This window comes from Psychrobacter sp. UBA3480, assembly GCF_002377945.1.
GTDB lineage: Bacteria > Pseudomonadota > Gammaproteobacteria > Pseudomonadales > Moraxellaceae > Psychrobacter.
Map to the genome: position 1 here is coordinate 1 of NZ_DFQV01000017.1, position 16,520 is coordinate 16,520.

General features: G+C 44.1%; 13 protein-coding genes. All 13 read right to left on the reverse strand.

Annotated features, from left to right (window positions below; all coding sequences use genetic code 11):
• Window positions 1–1,796: Calx-beta domain-containing protein (locus tag B2863_RS06175; RefSeq protein ID WP_296208280.1), on the reverse strand; the 1,796-nt coding region annotated here is incomplete at its 3' end.
• 771 nt (window positions 1,797–2,567) lie between these two features.
• Entirely contained in the window at window positions 2,568–2,981 is a 414-nt protein-coding gene (locus tag B2863_RS06180; RefSeq protein ID WP_296208282.1) for a PaaI family thioesterase, read from the reverse strand.
• 148 nt (window positions 2,982–3,129) lie between these two features.
• Complete coding sequence (locus tag B2863_RS06185; RefSeq protein WP_296208285.1) at window positions 3,130–3,672, reverse strand: DUF3124 domain-containing protein; 543 nt, start codon at window positions 3,670–3,672, stop codon at window positions 3,130–3,132.
• 44 nt (window positions 3,673–3,716) lie between these two features.
• Window positions 3,717–4,418 (reverse strand): potassium channel family protein, encoded by a 702-nt coding sequence (locus B2863_RS06190; protein WP_057761091.1) that lies wholly within the window; start codon window positions 4,416–4,418, stop codon window positions 3,717–3,719.
• Between the two features lie 68 nt (window positions 4,419–4,486).
• Window positions 4,487–6,247, reverse strand: coding sequence for a TrkH family potassium uptake protein (locus tag B2863_RS06195; protein ID WP_296208288.1), 1,761 nt, complete (start codon window positions 6,245–6,247; stop codon window positions 4,487–4,489).
• 213 nt (window positions 6,248–6,460) lie between these two features.
• Window positions 6,461–7,399: a DMT family transporter gene (locus B2863_RS06200; RefSeq protein WP_296208291.1), complete on the reverse strand. Its 939-nt coding sequence runs from the start codon at window positions 7,397–7,399 to the stop codon at window positions 6,461–6,463.
• 78 nt (window positions 7,400–7,477) lie between these two features.
• Window positions 7,478–8,632, reverse strand: a complete 1,155-nt coding sequence (locus tag B2863_RS06205) for a flavin monoamine oxidase family protein (protein ID WP_296208295.1) — start codon at window positions 8,630–8,632, stop codon at window positions 7,478–7,480.
• 131 nt (window positions 8,633–8,763) lie between these two features.
• A complete protein-coding gene (locus B2863_RS06210) occupies window positions 8,764–9,186 on the reverse strand; it encodes a hypothetical protein (RefSeq protein WP_057761099.1) in 423 nt (140 codons plus the stop codon).
• Window positions 9,187–9,447: 261 nt separating this feature from the next.
• Entirely contained in the window at window positions 9,448–9,936 is a 489-nt protein-coding gene (locus B2863_RS06215) for a M48 family metallopeptidase (protein ID WP_296208300.1), read from the reverse strand.
• 221 nt (window positions 9,937–10,157) lie between these two features.
• Window positions 10,158–12,203 carry a choline BCCT transporter BetT gene (gene betT / locus B2863_RS06220; protein WP_296208303.1) on the reverse strand — a complete coding sequence of 682 codons (2,046 nt, stop codon included), beginning with the start codon at window positions 12,201–12,203 and terminating at the stop codon, window positions 10,158–10,160.
• 292 nt (window positions 12,204–12,495) lie between these two features.
• Window positions 12,496–14,196 carry a choline dehydrogenase gene (betA, locus tag B2863_RS06225; protein WP_296208305.1) on the reverse strand — a complete coding sequence of 567 codons (1,701 nt, stop codon included), beginning with the start codon at window positions 14,194–14,196 and terminating at the stop codon, window positions 12,496–12,498.
• Between the two features lie 118 nt (window positions 14,197–14,314).
• Entirely contained in the window at window positions 14,315–15,817 is a 1,503-nt protein-coding gene (gene betB, locus B2863_RS06230; RefSeq protein ID WP_296208309.1) for a betaine-aldehyde dehydrogenase, read from the reverse strand.
• Window positions 15,818–15,950: 133 nt separating this feature from the next.
• Window positions 15,951–16,520 carry a TetR/AcrR family transcriptional regulator gene (locus tag B2863_RS06235; RefSeq protein WP_296208311.1) on the reverse strand — a complete coding sequence of 190 codons (570 nt, stop codon included), beginning with the start codon at window positions 16,518–16,520 and terminating at the stop codon, window positions 15,951–15,953.

The following is a 16,520-nucleotide window of genomic DNA, read 5'->3' on the forward strand; positions in this document are numbered from 1 at the left end:
GGCTTATCGCCATCGACTTCATCAGTAACATCATCTGGGTTATTCGGGTTGTTGGTGTTGACGCGTTGGTCTTCATCTAGAATCGCACCAGTGGCAGTGCTGGTACCAACCGTGGCGGCCGTTGGGCTGCTTGTCGGTATGGCAATATTAAGAACCAAGTCTTCTGAGCGCTCATACACCACATCATCAATCACAGTGACCGTAATCGCAGGTGCACTCGTGCTGCCTGCCGGTATGTTGACCGTAGCACCATTTGTCAGGAAGGCTTGGATGTCAGTCAGTTTGTCTAGCGTCACCACCACCCCTGCGGCATTGGTATAGCTGATGCTAGCAATGTCCGCGGCTTCGACGGTGTTGTTACCACCTAAGCTCACGTTAACAGTAGTATCAAGGTTGCTTAAGTTGGTCTGGGTCACGCTAAAGATGAGGCTGTTGTCTACCCCTTCAATCGCTTGCGCGTCGGTCGCCGTAATACTGACCACGGGGATATCATTCCCTACTGTTGGGTCAGCAGGATTAACCGGTGTGGTGCCATCAGTGGTTCCATTGTCATAAATAGTCGTGGTGACACTGTCATTATCCGCACTAATGTTAGCTGTACCAGCAGTGGTACCAGTGATAGTGACCGTAAAGTCCTCGGCACCTTCGTAAATACTTTCATCTACCATTGGTAAGCTGAAATCAACAGAAGTCTGCCCTGCAGGAATCGTGACAGTCTTTATAGTTGGTGCAACGTAGTCATCGCTACCTTCTGTACTGCCATCGCTAATAATATAGCTGATAGTCGTATCGACTGCGCTTGGATTGCTTAAGCTCACAGTATACGTTGCGCTATTAACACTACCATCAGCAGCTGTTTCGCTTAGGTTTACTGTACCTTTGATGCTTACAATTGGCGTGTCATCACCCACTGTTGGGTCATTAGGGTCAACTGGTGTCGTTCCGTCAATGGTGCCATCATCATAAACAGTTGTAGTAACAACGTTTTTAACAGAGTCGATAGTGGCCTTACCCGCACTGACGCTGGTTATAGCAACCATAAAGCTTTGAGCGCCTTCGTAGACGTTATCATTTACAATTGGTATGCTAAAATTAACAGAGGTTTGTCCTGCTGGAATCGTGATGGTTTGCGTCATTGGTGCCGTATAGTCACCGCCATCGGCAGAACCAGGCGTAATGGTGACTGTCACACTGGTATCAACATCACTGGCCTTATCTAGAGTAACGCTATATAACGCAGTGTTTGCGTCATTCGTTGCCGTAGCTTCACTTAAACTTTTAACACCACTGAGACTGACGATGGGCGCAGGTTCAGGACGATCATCACTACCACTGCCACTGATACCCGCAATCAAACCTGCCAATCCAAGTCCTGCAGCAACAGGTACCCACCAAGGTATTGCCGCCGCCACATATTCTTCACCGCCTAACGCCTGTCCTTCTACATCACCGACTTCCAGTTGGGTCACATAATCGTAGGTTTCACCCGTATCTGGAATGTAGTAGTAATAGTCGCCATCTTCTGCAATACCGACTAAGGCACTGTCTGCGCTGTCATAAAAACCTTCTATAATTAAGTCACTGTCTTTGCCGTTTTCTTCAAATGAGACGTGCAGATCATTTTTGATGCGTTTGGTAATAATATGATTGGGCGCTCGACCGATCACCATATCATGGAACTCGTAATTGACTTTCTCCATAGCTTGGATGATGGTTGGTTTTCCATCTTTAGTGACAACTGCCACTTCGGCTACGGTTTGAGTCGCATTATTGGTCTTAACCATGATAGTGTTCATATTCTTACCTTTTATTTCTTATCGTCTATTTTTCAATTTGAATAGTATAGATTTAGATATGTTTGTATTAGGCAGGTTTACATGCCAAAAAGCGATGTATGTATGGAGTATCTTTTAAGAGAAGAGAGATTAAAACCGCATAGTGCTCATTTATTAATATTATGGTCGTATTTGATTTGCTACTACAACTTGTCGTTCAAATTGCTGGCCTACTTTTTTACTTCATTGATTTAATGCCGTAATAACATTTAATGGTGTTTTTTCAAAAAGCTGAAATGTATTTTTTTATAATTTACTGTCAGTATCAGCAAAATTCTTCGATGATTTAGCCATTCTATAAAAGGCTATTTACATATTGATGGCTTTCGTTTCTGGCATTGCCATACTAGCTTGCTAAATAACACTCATCTAAATTAACTATGATGTTATATATACTTCATGCTACCTGTTTTTGAGCATGGACACTAGTAAGACGGAACCATATTATCAACCGTTCATCTATTTTTTCCTAAAGTATTCTCAAATTATTGATCTTATTAGTTAATATCCATATTCAAGAAATACTTATATGCTATATTTTTCGTATTGAGCTAGTATCTTGTTTCATAAAGCCATAAAACAATTAAATCTAATAGCGACAATACGGCAGCCCCCTATCACAAACAACATGCTCATTATTGACTGCCCTTTGAATTTTCAGCTATATAAAAAAGTATCTATGACATATAGATAGTATTAGCAACGTTTTTACTCAACGACGTTATACAATATCTAGGGGTTTTTAGGCGGCACCGAATACGTGCCAACTACGTGAGCCACAATGTCATCAGAGCCTTCTGAATAAAGAGAGACTTCGCCCACTATCAACGTGCGGCCTACTTTCATCAAGGTACATTCGGCGATAATGCGAGCATTTGCTGATGGCTTGCGCAAAAAGTTGATGGTCAAACTCGTCGTCACCGTTAATGGAACGATACCAATTCTTCCGAGTATCGCCACATAGATAGCGACATCAGCGACGGCCATCATGACAGGTCCCGAAACTGTGCCACCGGGACGCAGCTCATTTATACCGATCTCGTGCGATAAAGTCGCGCCATTTTCGTTGACCGTCTCGACGACGCATTTGGTTTGGGGAAACTCCAATGCCATAAAGGCACTGATTTCTTCTTTGGTTGCAGACATAACTCTTCCTTGAATTGAACTGTCCATGTTGATTCGTTTAATACATTTATACGAGCATCGCTAGATAGCAAAGTAAAAGTAGAAACTACTTCCGTCTATGCTACAGTGCTCTTTTCATACTCTAAACTATGTACCGACTATACATATATCAATGTATCACGGGCGTGCCTTCTGTACTAAAGGCAAATCCTTTATTGCTAAAGTTACCGATCATGACTGCTTCTATCACTGGTTTGACGGTTTCATCTACACCTTCGACTTCGATGATAAAGTTAGCGCCAGATCCACCTTTATCCTCTTCTTTTTCGACGATATAGTTGAGCGTGGCCATCGCTGGTAGCTCGATAGGCTTATCTAGATATGATTTGACCAATGCCCCATCCGTATCATAATAATCAATTTTATTGATATACAGTGACTTTTTGAGCGTGGTATTACGTACACTCAGCGTGGCCGATAGCAGCACTTTGCGAGCGTCTCTATCGGTATAGATATCAGAGTAAATCGGCACATAAAAGGTTTGCTTGTAACCAAACTGACTGTGATCCACGTCTGAGGTAATCGCCAACTCTTTAATCGGGTCTTTTTGATGCTCAGACAAAAGAACGTTCGGGTCTTGCGCTGATTGATCACAACCTGACAGTAGTGTCATTATGGCGATCAGTAGGACAGAGATACTTCGCTTATTCATAATCATTTCCCTATACCTTCTGGTATTACTGCAATGGCAAGCTGCTATTTTATTTTCACACCCACACTACGTAAGAACTGATTGATGTGTTTGTTGGCACCATAAATCACTAATACATCGCGCTCTTGCAATACTTGCTCAGGCGTTGCCAAACCTTGAATGCTAGGCTTGCTCTGCGTACGGCCAAAGCTGTCTTCATAATACTCATAGCGCAACGTACTAAGCAATCGGATATTGAACTTTTGCTCTAACTGTAAGTCGTCGACAGTCTTACCAATCAGCACATTTGGAATCTTAATCTCTACCATACTGAAATTATCGCTCAATTCAAACGAATCGACGAAATAGCGTAGTGACAGACGCTTGGCCCAGCGATTGGCCGCCTCTTTTTCAGGATGAATCAAATCATCCACGCCGATGGCTTGTAGAACTTTTTCGTGTAGCGGATTGATACTACGGCTGATTAAACGTTTGGCTTTTAACGTCTTGAACAGCGCCGTTGCCATGACATTGGCCCCTTGATCTTCGCCAATCGCCACGATGACAATATCGGTATCAACAATTGGTAATCCGCTAACCGTATACTCGTCCGTGGCATCCATACACAGCGTATGAGAAATCACTTCTTTGTAAGCTTCAACCCGTTGCATACTACTATCAATAGCAATCACTTCATGCCCTTGACTGGTCAATGCCGAGCCCAATGATGCACCAAAATTCCCTAGTCCTACGATGATGTACTTCATAACTTAAACAACCTTTTTTAGTACTTTTTTGCTATTTATTAAGAACGACTCAGTCTGTTTACGACGGATTAGTTAATCGTAATCTCTTCAGTAGGATAGCGATAATTACGTTGACGCATATTTTTTAGCATTGCAATAAATATCGTCAGCATACTGACGCGGCCAACGAACATAATGACCGAAACCACTATTTTACTAAAATCTGATAAGTCTGCTGTCAGGTTTAAACTTAAGCCCACCGTGCTATACGCTGAGAAGCACTCAAACACCACTTTAATCAAATCAAGCTCTGGCTGATCATAGCTGATGAGCGTCACGCCCGTACCGATGACCAGTAGTGACAACCACATAATAGAAAATGCGCGGCGAACTGAAATCTCAGCAATCTCTCGTTTAAATACCTCTATCTTGGTCTGCCCACGAGCTAGGCTTAATGTATTCAATAGCGCAATCGCAAAGGTGCTGGTCTTGATACCCCCACCTGTCGAGTTTGGTGACGCACCAATCCACATCAGAAATATCGTCAGCATCACCGTTGGAAACGTAAGCTCATCCATGTCAATCACATTAAACCCTGCCGTACGCGGGGTAGCCGCAGTAAAGAACCCTGTTACCAGCTTACCAAGGAAACTGGTATGGTCGGCGAGCACATTATTGTATTCAAATATCATCACGCCAATCAGACCGACCAGCAATAATGCGCCTGTGGTAATCAAAGTAATACGGCTATTAATATTAAGTAACCAAGGCTGATAAATATAGCGTTGGTCATGGCGATTCATCAGCCGCTGAGCACGATAACGTAAATACCTAAGCACATTGACCACGATGGTAAAACCCATACCACCGAAGATAAATGTCATCGCCAGAATCAGCTGTAGCGAATAATTAAAACGTAGCGAATCATCGTACAAGCCAGCACTAAAGGTAGAGAACCCAGCATTACAAAAAGCAGAAATCGCATGAAAGACCGAAAAAAATAGCTGCTCAGACCAATCCATATTGGGTATGTCATAAATACTGATATAAATCAGCGCAGCCGCTACCGCCTCGACAGCAAATGTGACGTACAAGATAGACTTGAGTGTCGACACCACATCACCCATACCGCGCATATAAGACATCTCGCTGATACTTGCTTGCGTCTCATAGCTGACACCGCCCTTAAAGAAATAACTAAAATAGGTCACAAAGGTCAAAATACCCAAACCGCCAATTTGTATCAGCCCCATAATAATAACTTGGCCAAAAGTCGTAAAATAAGTGGCAGTATCCACTACGATAAGCCCTGTCACGCAGACCGCGCTAGTCGCAGTAAAAAGCGCATCAACAAAAGACAACGGCTGCGTTGTCGCATTGGGCATCATCAATAGCAAGGCACCAACCAGCACCACGACTAAAAAGCTTAGAATAAAAAACTGGGCAGGATGTAGAAAGGTACGATTGAGATTGAAATTATGATCGGAGAGTTCGCGGACGAAGGTGACAAACACCGCTATCTTTATCGCGACAAAGCCATCAACGGCAGCAGATAGGCCCGAACGTACTAAGTCCGTAAAATGCGCGGTCAATAAAATGATAATGGCAATGCTAGTCAGCGCGTCAAAGATGGCGACTTTATTAAGCGTTAATGGCTTTTTGGTATAGATATAACGACCAGCGGTCACCATAAAACTAAGGAAGATAATGACCAAATAGAAAATATGGAATACTTGCTGGAGCCACGTTGGTAGTGTAAAACCACTATCTAATAAGGCAATCGCTACCCCGATGACACTAATGAGAATCGTAAAATTGTTTAATAATCGATAACGCGTGGCTGCATTCATAGCCTGAGTCCATGACAACAATAACCACGATACTTATACTCCTTTTTTGTCGTATCCACAAAAAGTGATTTAAGTTAATCGTAACCAATTATTGAGTCATAGTAGCTATTGATAAGCTAGATACTGATAACCAGAGCGAGATAAGAAATGCTCATTAGGAAGTAACGGTTTTAATAACTCTATAGTTTGGCACTATTACATAATGCGCAATTATTAAGCCTCTTCTTTTACTCTTGCTATTTTTACGCCGCCCCATGTCACCAATGCCACGCCAATCGCAATTAAAGTAGCGCCTAAAAATAAACCTTCTGGAGGACTTTCCCCTTGCAAAAAAATAGCGACGGGTACGCCGACAATGGCCCCTACCGCACCTAACAAACTCAGTAACACAGGACCACCTGTCTTTTGCAATAGAAATAATAGTAAAAACTGTCCAGCAAATACGCATGCTTGTATAGCTATCATGCTTAGCGGTAGCCAATTCTCTAAAGGTACAGCAATAGAGAAATCTGACATCATACTAAACAAACCTAGCAGCAGCGCTGCCGCAATCAACATACCTGGAGCGAGTGCGCCAGAAGACGCATTATCAGGCCAGCGTAATGTCCGATATATGTTACCAATAGCAAGTAGCACTGGACCACAAAGCGCAATTAGAATCCAAAACACACTGGAATCTGGCGCAGAGAATTTATGCACGGCTAATGCTCCTGCCCCGATGAGTGCCGCGATGACCCCAAGCGCACGGACAATATAAAATTGCTCTATACGTAGTATCAGTGCACCAAGATAAGTTAGCAATGGCGGTAATGAGAGGATTAAGGCGACGAAACCTGCGCCCACATGAGGAATAGCAGAAAATAATAATAAGTTGGCGGCCGCGACGCTGACAAGCGCCGCGACAAAGTAATACTCTAAGCTACGAGCATTAAGAGGAGGGAGTTCTTTTCTGATGAGCGCTATCACAAATAAAATAACAGCAGCGCCAGTAATCGACCAAAACAAAAACCCTAATGGGGTCAGACCGACATCTATAGCGTACTTTGCCACATTGGTCGAGATACCAGTGAGTGCCCCACCTGCCAGCAGACAAATGAAGGGCACCAGCCAAGTAGTTTTGCGAGAAGTTTTTTGTGTGAGCGAGTCATTCATCGACTATCCTATTGGATGACGAATTTTCTTAGTCATGTTGGATGGCTTTTATAATAGCTTACAACAGCACCCTAATAGCTACTGGCGCAAAATATCAGCAGGTAAGCTTTGTACAGCAACGGTTGCTGCATCAATTGCCCCAGCGACATAACCAGGAAACTGCGCTGACCACTCACTACCACAACCTATTAGACAGTCTTGCCACACGCCTGTTTTTGGCTTGGACGGCGGTGCTACTGCATGCTGACCGTTACCGCTAGCATCAGCAGGCATCGCTGTTAATGGATCTTGTGCCCAGTCTTTGAGATATTCAGCTTTTGGAGTACTTGCCTGCGCACCAAATAGCCGCACTAACTGGGCACGGCAATGTTCTTTTAGCACCGTATCAGAAACGCTCTGACGTACTTGAGCAGGAACACCAAAGAAGCCAAACAATGCCCCATCGTTCTCTAATGTCGAGGCATCATGTATCTCAGTAAGCGGCCCTGTCGCACTGCGCGCGGAACCCGAGAGACCAGTATTACGCCAAAATGGTGACTCATAAACAGCGACGTATTTGGCATGGGGCGCCATCCAAGTGGCTGTCTCGCGCCACTGTTCACTTAAGTCTTGCGGTAGCGCTGGCTGAAATGCTATCCGACCTTCTACCAATCGAGGCGGTAACGCAAGTAGCACATGCTGCGCTCGGAACGCCGTCACATATCCGGTCACATGCCCAGAGCTATCTTCACTCTGTACTTCGATATGTTGAGGCGTCCTGTTTAATTGCCTTATGGTTTGACCAGTCATAATACAACTAGCATCTAAGCGAGCATATAGCGCCTCGATCAAAGCAGCCATACCACCTACTAGACGCATAGAAGGCGCTGCGCTTTTGTAACCTTGCATACGCACAGGTAGCCGATTGGCAGCGCGCTCAACCATCATATCGCCTTCTTCGAACTGCGTAAAACGTGATAAATCTAACGACTCAATAAGTGTGCTTAACTGCGTTTGATAATCCGGCCAGAACCATGACGGCCCTAAATCAAATGCTGCGCTTGATTCTGCTTGATCGATATCAGTACTGTTATTAGTAGCTTGCACATCTGAATATTTAGCAACTGCAATACGACCACCCAAGGTATCACGCGCCTCTAGGAGTCTATACGCTATACCCTTTTGCTCTAATAAGAAGGCAGCATATAATCCACTTAATCCACCACCAACGATTACCACAGGTATGTCTTGCATATCGGATTACCCTATTTATAATCGGTTCAATATAACTTGGATACAAGGAAGCCGAGTGAAAGTATTACAAGTAGTAAGCTAGGCGAGACTGATACCGTACTTAATTTGTAGAGGATTGACTATAATCAAAACTACTCTGCCAACAACTTAGTCAGCATCTCATCAATCTCAACCTTAAACTCTTTGTCTTCAATTTTATTGGCTGTGACTTTAGCATTTTGTAGGCTTTGGATAGCGGCTTCTTTTTCGCCTGTCTCAAGCTGTAGCACCGCCATAGAAAAAGCAATCGATGACATATGATCTTTTGAGTTAATGGCAGTAGCCTTGGCCAGTGCTTTGTCATAAATCACCAGTGCTGCGTCCAAATCTTCTGTGAAGTCAGCGAGCGTTTCCCATTGTTCTGGGTGGTCTTTGTCAGTGCCTTCATTATCGGTACAAATGGCGTTTAGTTCAGCATACAGCGAATCAAATTTTTCCTGATTGCCTCTGCGATCCGCTTCTAATAATTCTTCGGCTAAGGTGTAAATGGCTTTATATATTTTGGTATTGATCATTGTTTACAACCTTTTATGGACTATATCGTATGTGGTTAGGATTATAACGTAATTCTGGCGGCTCAGATGATTGCTACAGAGAAGAACACGATGTTTATATGGCTGTTATTAAGATTACTATGAACCTTATTAAGGTTGCTATTCATACTATAGTCGATTCAATTTAAAAGTAGTACAAGGCAACCGAGTGCAAGTTATATATTAGTATGCTTAGCGAGGATGACGATGTAGCGGATTTATATAGACTTGACTATATTAGGGCTACAACTCGCGCCAGTGCAACCACAGTCGCGTATCCAACTCAAATTGATGATACTCAGGCTCCATATGGCAGCATAACTGATAAAAAGCTTTGTTATGCTCATGCTCTTTGAAATGGGCAAGCTCATGCACCACTATCATGCGCAAAAACTCTGGCGGCGCGTCTTTAAATAGACTGGCTACCGTGATGCTATTGTGCGATTTGAGCTTACTGCCCTGTACGCGCGATTGCGTCGTATGGATACCTAGGGCATGTTTTAAAACTTTCAATTTACTGCTATAGCTGACATTTGATAGCTGACCAATCTTACGCATGGATTGGTTTTTTATCTCATTTATATACTGATAGAGCGCTTTGTCGCTTTGGATTTGATGCTGAGTCGGGTACTTTTTTTCCAGATACTCGCCCAACCTACCATCAGTTATAAGCTGAGCAGCTTGAGTTTGAATCTGTTCTGAGTAATGCGCTATGTACTTTAATTTGGTCACAAATGTATCCTTTGCTAATACGTTGCAGCGTATCAGTCGATCAATTTAATCTTAATGAATTTTACCTTATATTTGCGGTACTTGTTTTGCACTTGTTTGAGATATGCCCTCAATTCAAACGATAGTTATTTATAAATGGTTATTCATAAAAAAAACCCATAAGCTGCGTTCAACTTATGGGGACATTTTCACTAATAGTTTTACTTAAAAAGTGTGCCTGATTAACGCTCTAAATGCAGATACTGCAAATGACGCTCGTACTGATTTAAGATATCAACCAATACCTGCTCTTTTGAGTAGCCAACCAAGTCATACTCTTGCGAGCCTTCGCTCAAGAACACTTCCGCACGGTAGTAGTACTCTGCGTGCTTAGTAGATGTGCTCAATGTAAAGTTAGGACGATGCGCTTTAATCAGATTGACTTCATAAATAAAGTCATCTTCATCGCCGTGACCGACACGCAGTTTTAGACCGTCTACCTGACCACTGTCTTGATCCATGCCTGCATCGATACCTTCGCCGATACTAGCAAGGTTTTTGGTATCTAACGAGGTTTTGAGACCACCTGCTTTAAACTCTTTTTCGACCTCAGACATCGCTGGCATCACGACCGTATGCAAGAATTTTTCAACCTGTGCATGTCCTGGGAAGCTTACAATACGTTGCAAGCGCGCTTTCCAGCTCTTCCCGCTATCCAACACATTTGCTGTGCCGATTGTACTGGCTTTACGCTTGTTGCCTTCTTCTTTTAGCGACTTCCACATAGACATCATATAAAGCACAAGAATAATAGAGAATGGCAATCCTGCAATGACAGAGACAGACTGTAGTGAAGAAAAACCACCTGCAAATAGCAGTCCTAACGTAATAAGACCAGTCGCTGCTGCCCAAAACAGACGTAACCAAACAGGAGCATCGGTATCATTGGTCATACCTCTTGAGCTCAAGTTCGCCAATACTAACGCGCCTGAGTCAGCAGAAGTCACAAAGAAAATAAGACCAATAACCACACCAGCAAATGACAATACTTCACTGTAAGGGAAGTATTCAAACAGTGCAAACATGCCCATTGCCGCATCATTGACCGCGATTTCGCCAAGCTCTGTTGCGCCATTGGCAACCAAGTCTATCGCTGAATTACCAAAGATAGAGAACCATGCAAAAATAAACCCAAGCGGAATAAACATCACGCCAAATACAAACTCGCGCAACGTACGGCCACGGCTAATACGTGCAATAAATAGACCTACAAATGGTGCCCAAGCAACCCACCATGCCCAGAAAAATATCGTCCACCAAGATTTCCACTCGGCACCAGCAGCACCGTCATAAGCATAAACGTCAAAGGTTTTATAAATGATGGTTTGGAAATATTGACCGATATTTTGAGTAAAGGTATTTAATAGATACACCGTATTGCCCATTACCAATATGGCAAGCAACAACAGTATTGACGACAACATGTTGAATTCAGATAGACGACGAACGCCTTTTTCGACACCTGTCATCGCAGAGATAGCAGCAGCCGCAACCACACCTACAATGATGAGCGCCTGAACCGTTTTGCTAGATTCTATACCGAACACATGGGTCAAGCCAGCATTGGCCTGCAATACCCCAATACCCAAACTGGTCGCAATACCCATCAACGTACAGACGACGCCGAAAGTATCAATACCATCGCCTAGCCAGCCTTTAATTAAACGTTCACCAAATATCGGTGTCAGCGGCGAGCGTAGCGCGAGTGGCATATTTTTGCGATAAGCAAAGTAAGCCAGCGCCATACCGATCAGCGCATAAATACCCCAACCATGCAGACCCCAGTGCAAGAAGGTCTGAGCAAGTGCTTCGCGCATGGCCTCAGCACTAGCAGGCTCTAAGCCTGTATGCGGGGTCAAATAATGCATCAAAGGCTCAGAGGCACCAAAGAACAACAGGTCAATACCGATACCCGCTGAGAACAGCATGGCCGCCCACGCTAAAAACGGAAATTGCGCTTTTTCGTGGTCTTGGCCAAGCTTTATATCACCGTACTTAGAAAAACCAACAAACAACGCGAAGATACTATAAGCGGCAACCACCAACATATAATACCAGCCAAACTTGTCTGATACCCAAGTCATGCTCGCGCTCAACAAGGCCTCACTATAATCTGGAAAAGCGATGGTCCAGATTATCAATAAAATAGAAATAATAGCTGAGCCCATAAACACGGTTTTGTTTAGGGTCAGAGGTTTCGTCACATCTTGTGATGGCGAACTGTACATAAAAGACCTCAATAGGTAAATTAAACAGGGTCCGATATTGCTTTGTCCGGCATCGTCTAATAGTAGACTGATGATCTATAACCGTATAACGTGGAACCAACCGCATGACGGACAAAGCAGTACCAATAAATAAAAAGCTAATAAAATTATAAACAAATTCAACCTGAACGGTATTCATTATTCTAATACGTTAGCGCTGATAGAAAAGGCCTCTACTTGGAAAGGCCCTTTTGTTAAAATTTTCTCTTATCGTTATTTATTCAGTATCCTGTATGCAGGCTTATATCGTAGCCTACACTGTCGAGAGATAATCACGCATTGGCTCTGAGCGCAGCGGTGCACCATTGGCCACATAATAATCTGCCGTTGAACGTGGCAACTGTACGCCTCTCATCTTGTCGACGATTTTTTCGGCGAGCATAATAGTCGTAGCATTGAGATTACCACTAATAATGTTTGGCATGATAGACGCATCGACGACTCGCAAGCCATCAATACCATGTACCAGACCTTCGCCATTCACTACCGAATCATTATCTTCACCCATCGCACAGGTACAAGATGGATGATAAGCCGTCTCACTATGATTGCGCACGTACTCATCTAATTGGGCGTCGGTGACCAGATCATCGGTCGGTGCAATCGCGCGACCACGATAAGGGTCCAGTGCTGGCTGATGCATGATCTCACGCGTGATACGCATTGCAGCACGGAACTCTTGCCAGTCTTGATCATGCGACATATAGTTAAACAAGATACTTGGATGTGCTTTCGGATCACGTGATTTTAGCTTAACGCGGCCACGGCTTGGTGAGCGCAGTGAGCCGACGTGTGCTTGGAAGCTATGCGATTTAACAGCACTGCGGCCATCATAGCGTACAGCTAGTGGCAAGAAATGGTACTGAATATTTGGATGGGTAAACTTCTCATCCGTACGGATGAAGCCGCCACCTTCAAATTGGTTAGACGCACCAAGACCTGTGCCATTGAATAACCATTCTGCACCAATCGCAGGCTTATTCCACCATTTATTGGCAGGCGCGATTGACACTGGCAGTTTGCATTCATACTGCATATATAGCTCTAGATGGTCTTGTAAATTATTACCGACACCTGGCAGATCCAATATTTCAGTCACGCCAGCATCTTTTAGCCATTGACCAGGACCGATACCTGAACGTTGCAGTAGTTGCGGTGAGGCAATCGCACCAGATGAGATAATCACTTCGCGAGCGGCATGGAAATTTTTGGACTGGCCTTCGTGCTCGACTTTGACACCGACAGCGCGCTTGCCGTCGAATAAAATCACGTCAGTCAATGCACCCGTCAAAATCGTAATATTGCTACGTGGTTTGGCACGGTCAAGATAGCCGCGAGCCGTTGATGCACGGCGACCATTAGGTGTCACGAATCGATCCATCGGACCAAAACCTTCTTGCTGATAGCCGTTTAGATCTTCGGTACGTGGATAACCCGCTTGTACGCCCGCTTCAATCATAGCTTGGAACAGTGGATTGACTCCTGGCTTTGAGGTGGTCATTTCAACAGGACCGCCCACGCCGTGATAGTCATTTTCGCCAGCATCACAGTTTTCTAGCTTTTTAAAATAAGGCAGGCAATCAGAATACGTCCAGTCTGACAGGCCTTTTATCTTAGACCAATCATCAAAATCTAGCGCATTACCACGGATGTAGCACATACCGTTAATCAGTGATGAGCCACCTAGCCCTTTGCCGCGACCGCAGTCCATGACGCGATTATTCATGTATGGCTCAGGATCTGTCTTATAACCCCAGTTATAAGTCGTCCCTTGTAGCGGCATTGCAAGCGCAGCTGGCATTTGGGTACGGAAGTCAAAACGATAATCGGGACGACCTGCTTCTAATAGCAGTACTCTAATACTGGCATCTTCGGTCAGACGTGTAGCCAGCACATTTCCTGCTGAGCCTGCTCCGACAATAATATAGTCATACTCAGGTGTGGTTGATGTCATAACATACTCCATAATATTGAAAAAACATAAATCGTTTAGGGTCAGTAAGGTGTCCTGAAAAGGCTAAATTAAAGCTAATAAGCAACCTTACTGGCTTCGTTTTTCTCAATAAGATTGATTAAAAGACAGATTCAAACGCACCCAACTCTACTTGGATAGATTTGGTCTGAGTATAGTGTTCGAGCGCTTCGATTCCGTTTTCGCGGCCGATACCAGAATGCTTGTAGCCGCCTACTGGCATTTGTGCTGCCGACTCGCCCCACGTATTCAACCAGCAGATGCCAGCTTCGATCTGAGCGATGACTCGATGTGCGCGTTTTAGATCTGCAGTCACAACCCCAGCTGCCAAGCCGTAATCGGTATCATTGGCACGGCGAATAACTTCTTCTTCGGTCTCGTAAGTCAATATCGACATCACTGGGCCAAAGATTTCTTCGCGTACAATAGTCATATCATCCGTGCAATCAGTGAATACTGTCGGTGCGACAAAAGCGCCGTTTGCAAGATCGTTTGTTGTAACGCGCTCGCCACCTGTTAGCAGACGTGCGCCGCCTTTCTTACCTTGCTCGATATAGCCAAGCACTTTTTCCATATGCGGGAAGCTAACCAGTGGACCCATATTGATGTTCTCATCCATCGGATCGCCTAGCTTAATACGCTCAACACGGGTTAAGATGGCTTGCTCGAACTTCGATTGTAGCGCTTTCGGGACAAATACGCGTGTGCCATTGGTACATACCTGACCAGTACTATAGAAATTGGCCATCATAGCGATGTCAGCAGCAGTATCGATATCTGCGTCATCAAATATGATCAATGGCGATTTACCACCAAGCTCTAAAGTTACGTCTTTTAGAGATGAACTTGCCGCGCTCGACATGACTTTTTTACCAGTTGGTACGCCACCTGTGAACGATACTTTTGCAATATCTGGGTGTTCAGTTAGCGCTTGACCCACTTCATAGTTACCTTGTACGACGTTAAACACACCATCTGGCAATCCAGCTTCTGTAAATATTTCTGCCAGTTTCAATGCCGTCAACGGTGTCACTTCTGATGGCTTAAAAATCATCGCATTACCAGCAGCTAGTGCAGGCGCCGCTTTCCACATCGCGATTTGAATAGGATAATTCCATGCGCCAATACCTGCGACCACGCCTAGTGGCTCACGGCGAGTGTATACAAAACTAGTATCACGTAATGGAATCTGACGACCCTCAATCATCGGTGCCAGCCCTGCATAGTATTCAACGACATCAGCACCAGTGACGATATCGACGTACTTCGTCTCAGAGTAGGCTTTACCTGTGTCTTTGGTCTCAAGTAGTGCCAACACATCATTGCGATCGCGCAATATCTCAACAGCCTTTGATAAAATGCGACCACGCTCGACCGCTGTCATCGCCGCCCAAACTTTTTGACCTTTATGTGCAGCTTTTACGGCCTCGTCAATCTGCTCATTGCTGGTTTGCTGAATCGTTGCCAAGACTTCACCAGTGGCTGGATTGATATCTTCAAAAGTCGTCAGCGACTCATCTACCGCTAGATAGCGCCCGTTGATATAGGCTGTTTGTACTTGGTCTAAATCGATAATATCTGTCAAATTGTTAATATCAGTCATAAATTCTCCTTAGGACGATTGGCAAAAGTAGCTATATAAAAGTACTCAGGCCGAATAGTGTCGTCGTTAGTTAAGTTGCGAAATTTAGTCTTTAAATAGTAAAATAAAAATTATTTTATAAATCAGTGTCGTCTTATAAATCAAAGTCTTGTTGCGTCATTTTTATCAGGCGATCACGTAATGATTGTTTGTCTGCGATATCGATACCTGAAAAGTCTGAGAGCCAAATACCGTCAGCGACAAGGCGAACCATACATAATGTTTCAGTATTATCCGTTGCCGCATGTTTTTTGAGTTGCTCATTTGCCCATTTAGCCCACAACTCACGCAGCTCACTATCACCTAGCATCAGCACATATAAGGTTGCTTGATTATCGTATTCTTCCTGCCCTTGCTCGCCAAGGCTGATAGTGGCATCTATATAAGCGCGGGTAAATGAACCATACTTAACAGGATCGTCAGCCATTGCTGTGTTTACTTCTGCCTCAAACTTAGCCATTGCATCATTGAAGACTTCTAGCACGAGTGCGTTTTTGGTAGAAAAATGATGCATCACACCACCCTTTGTCACCCCAACCGCGTCAGCGACTGCCTGAAACGTCACTTTAGATAGACCTTGCTCCAACGTGATACGTGCTGCCTGATCTAACAACGCACGACGAATAACTTCTGGCTGTTTTTTACGCTTATAAGCATTTTCCAT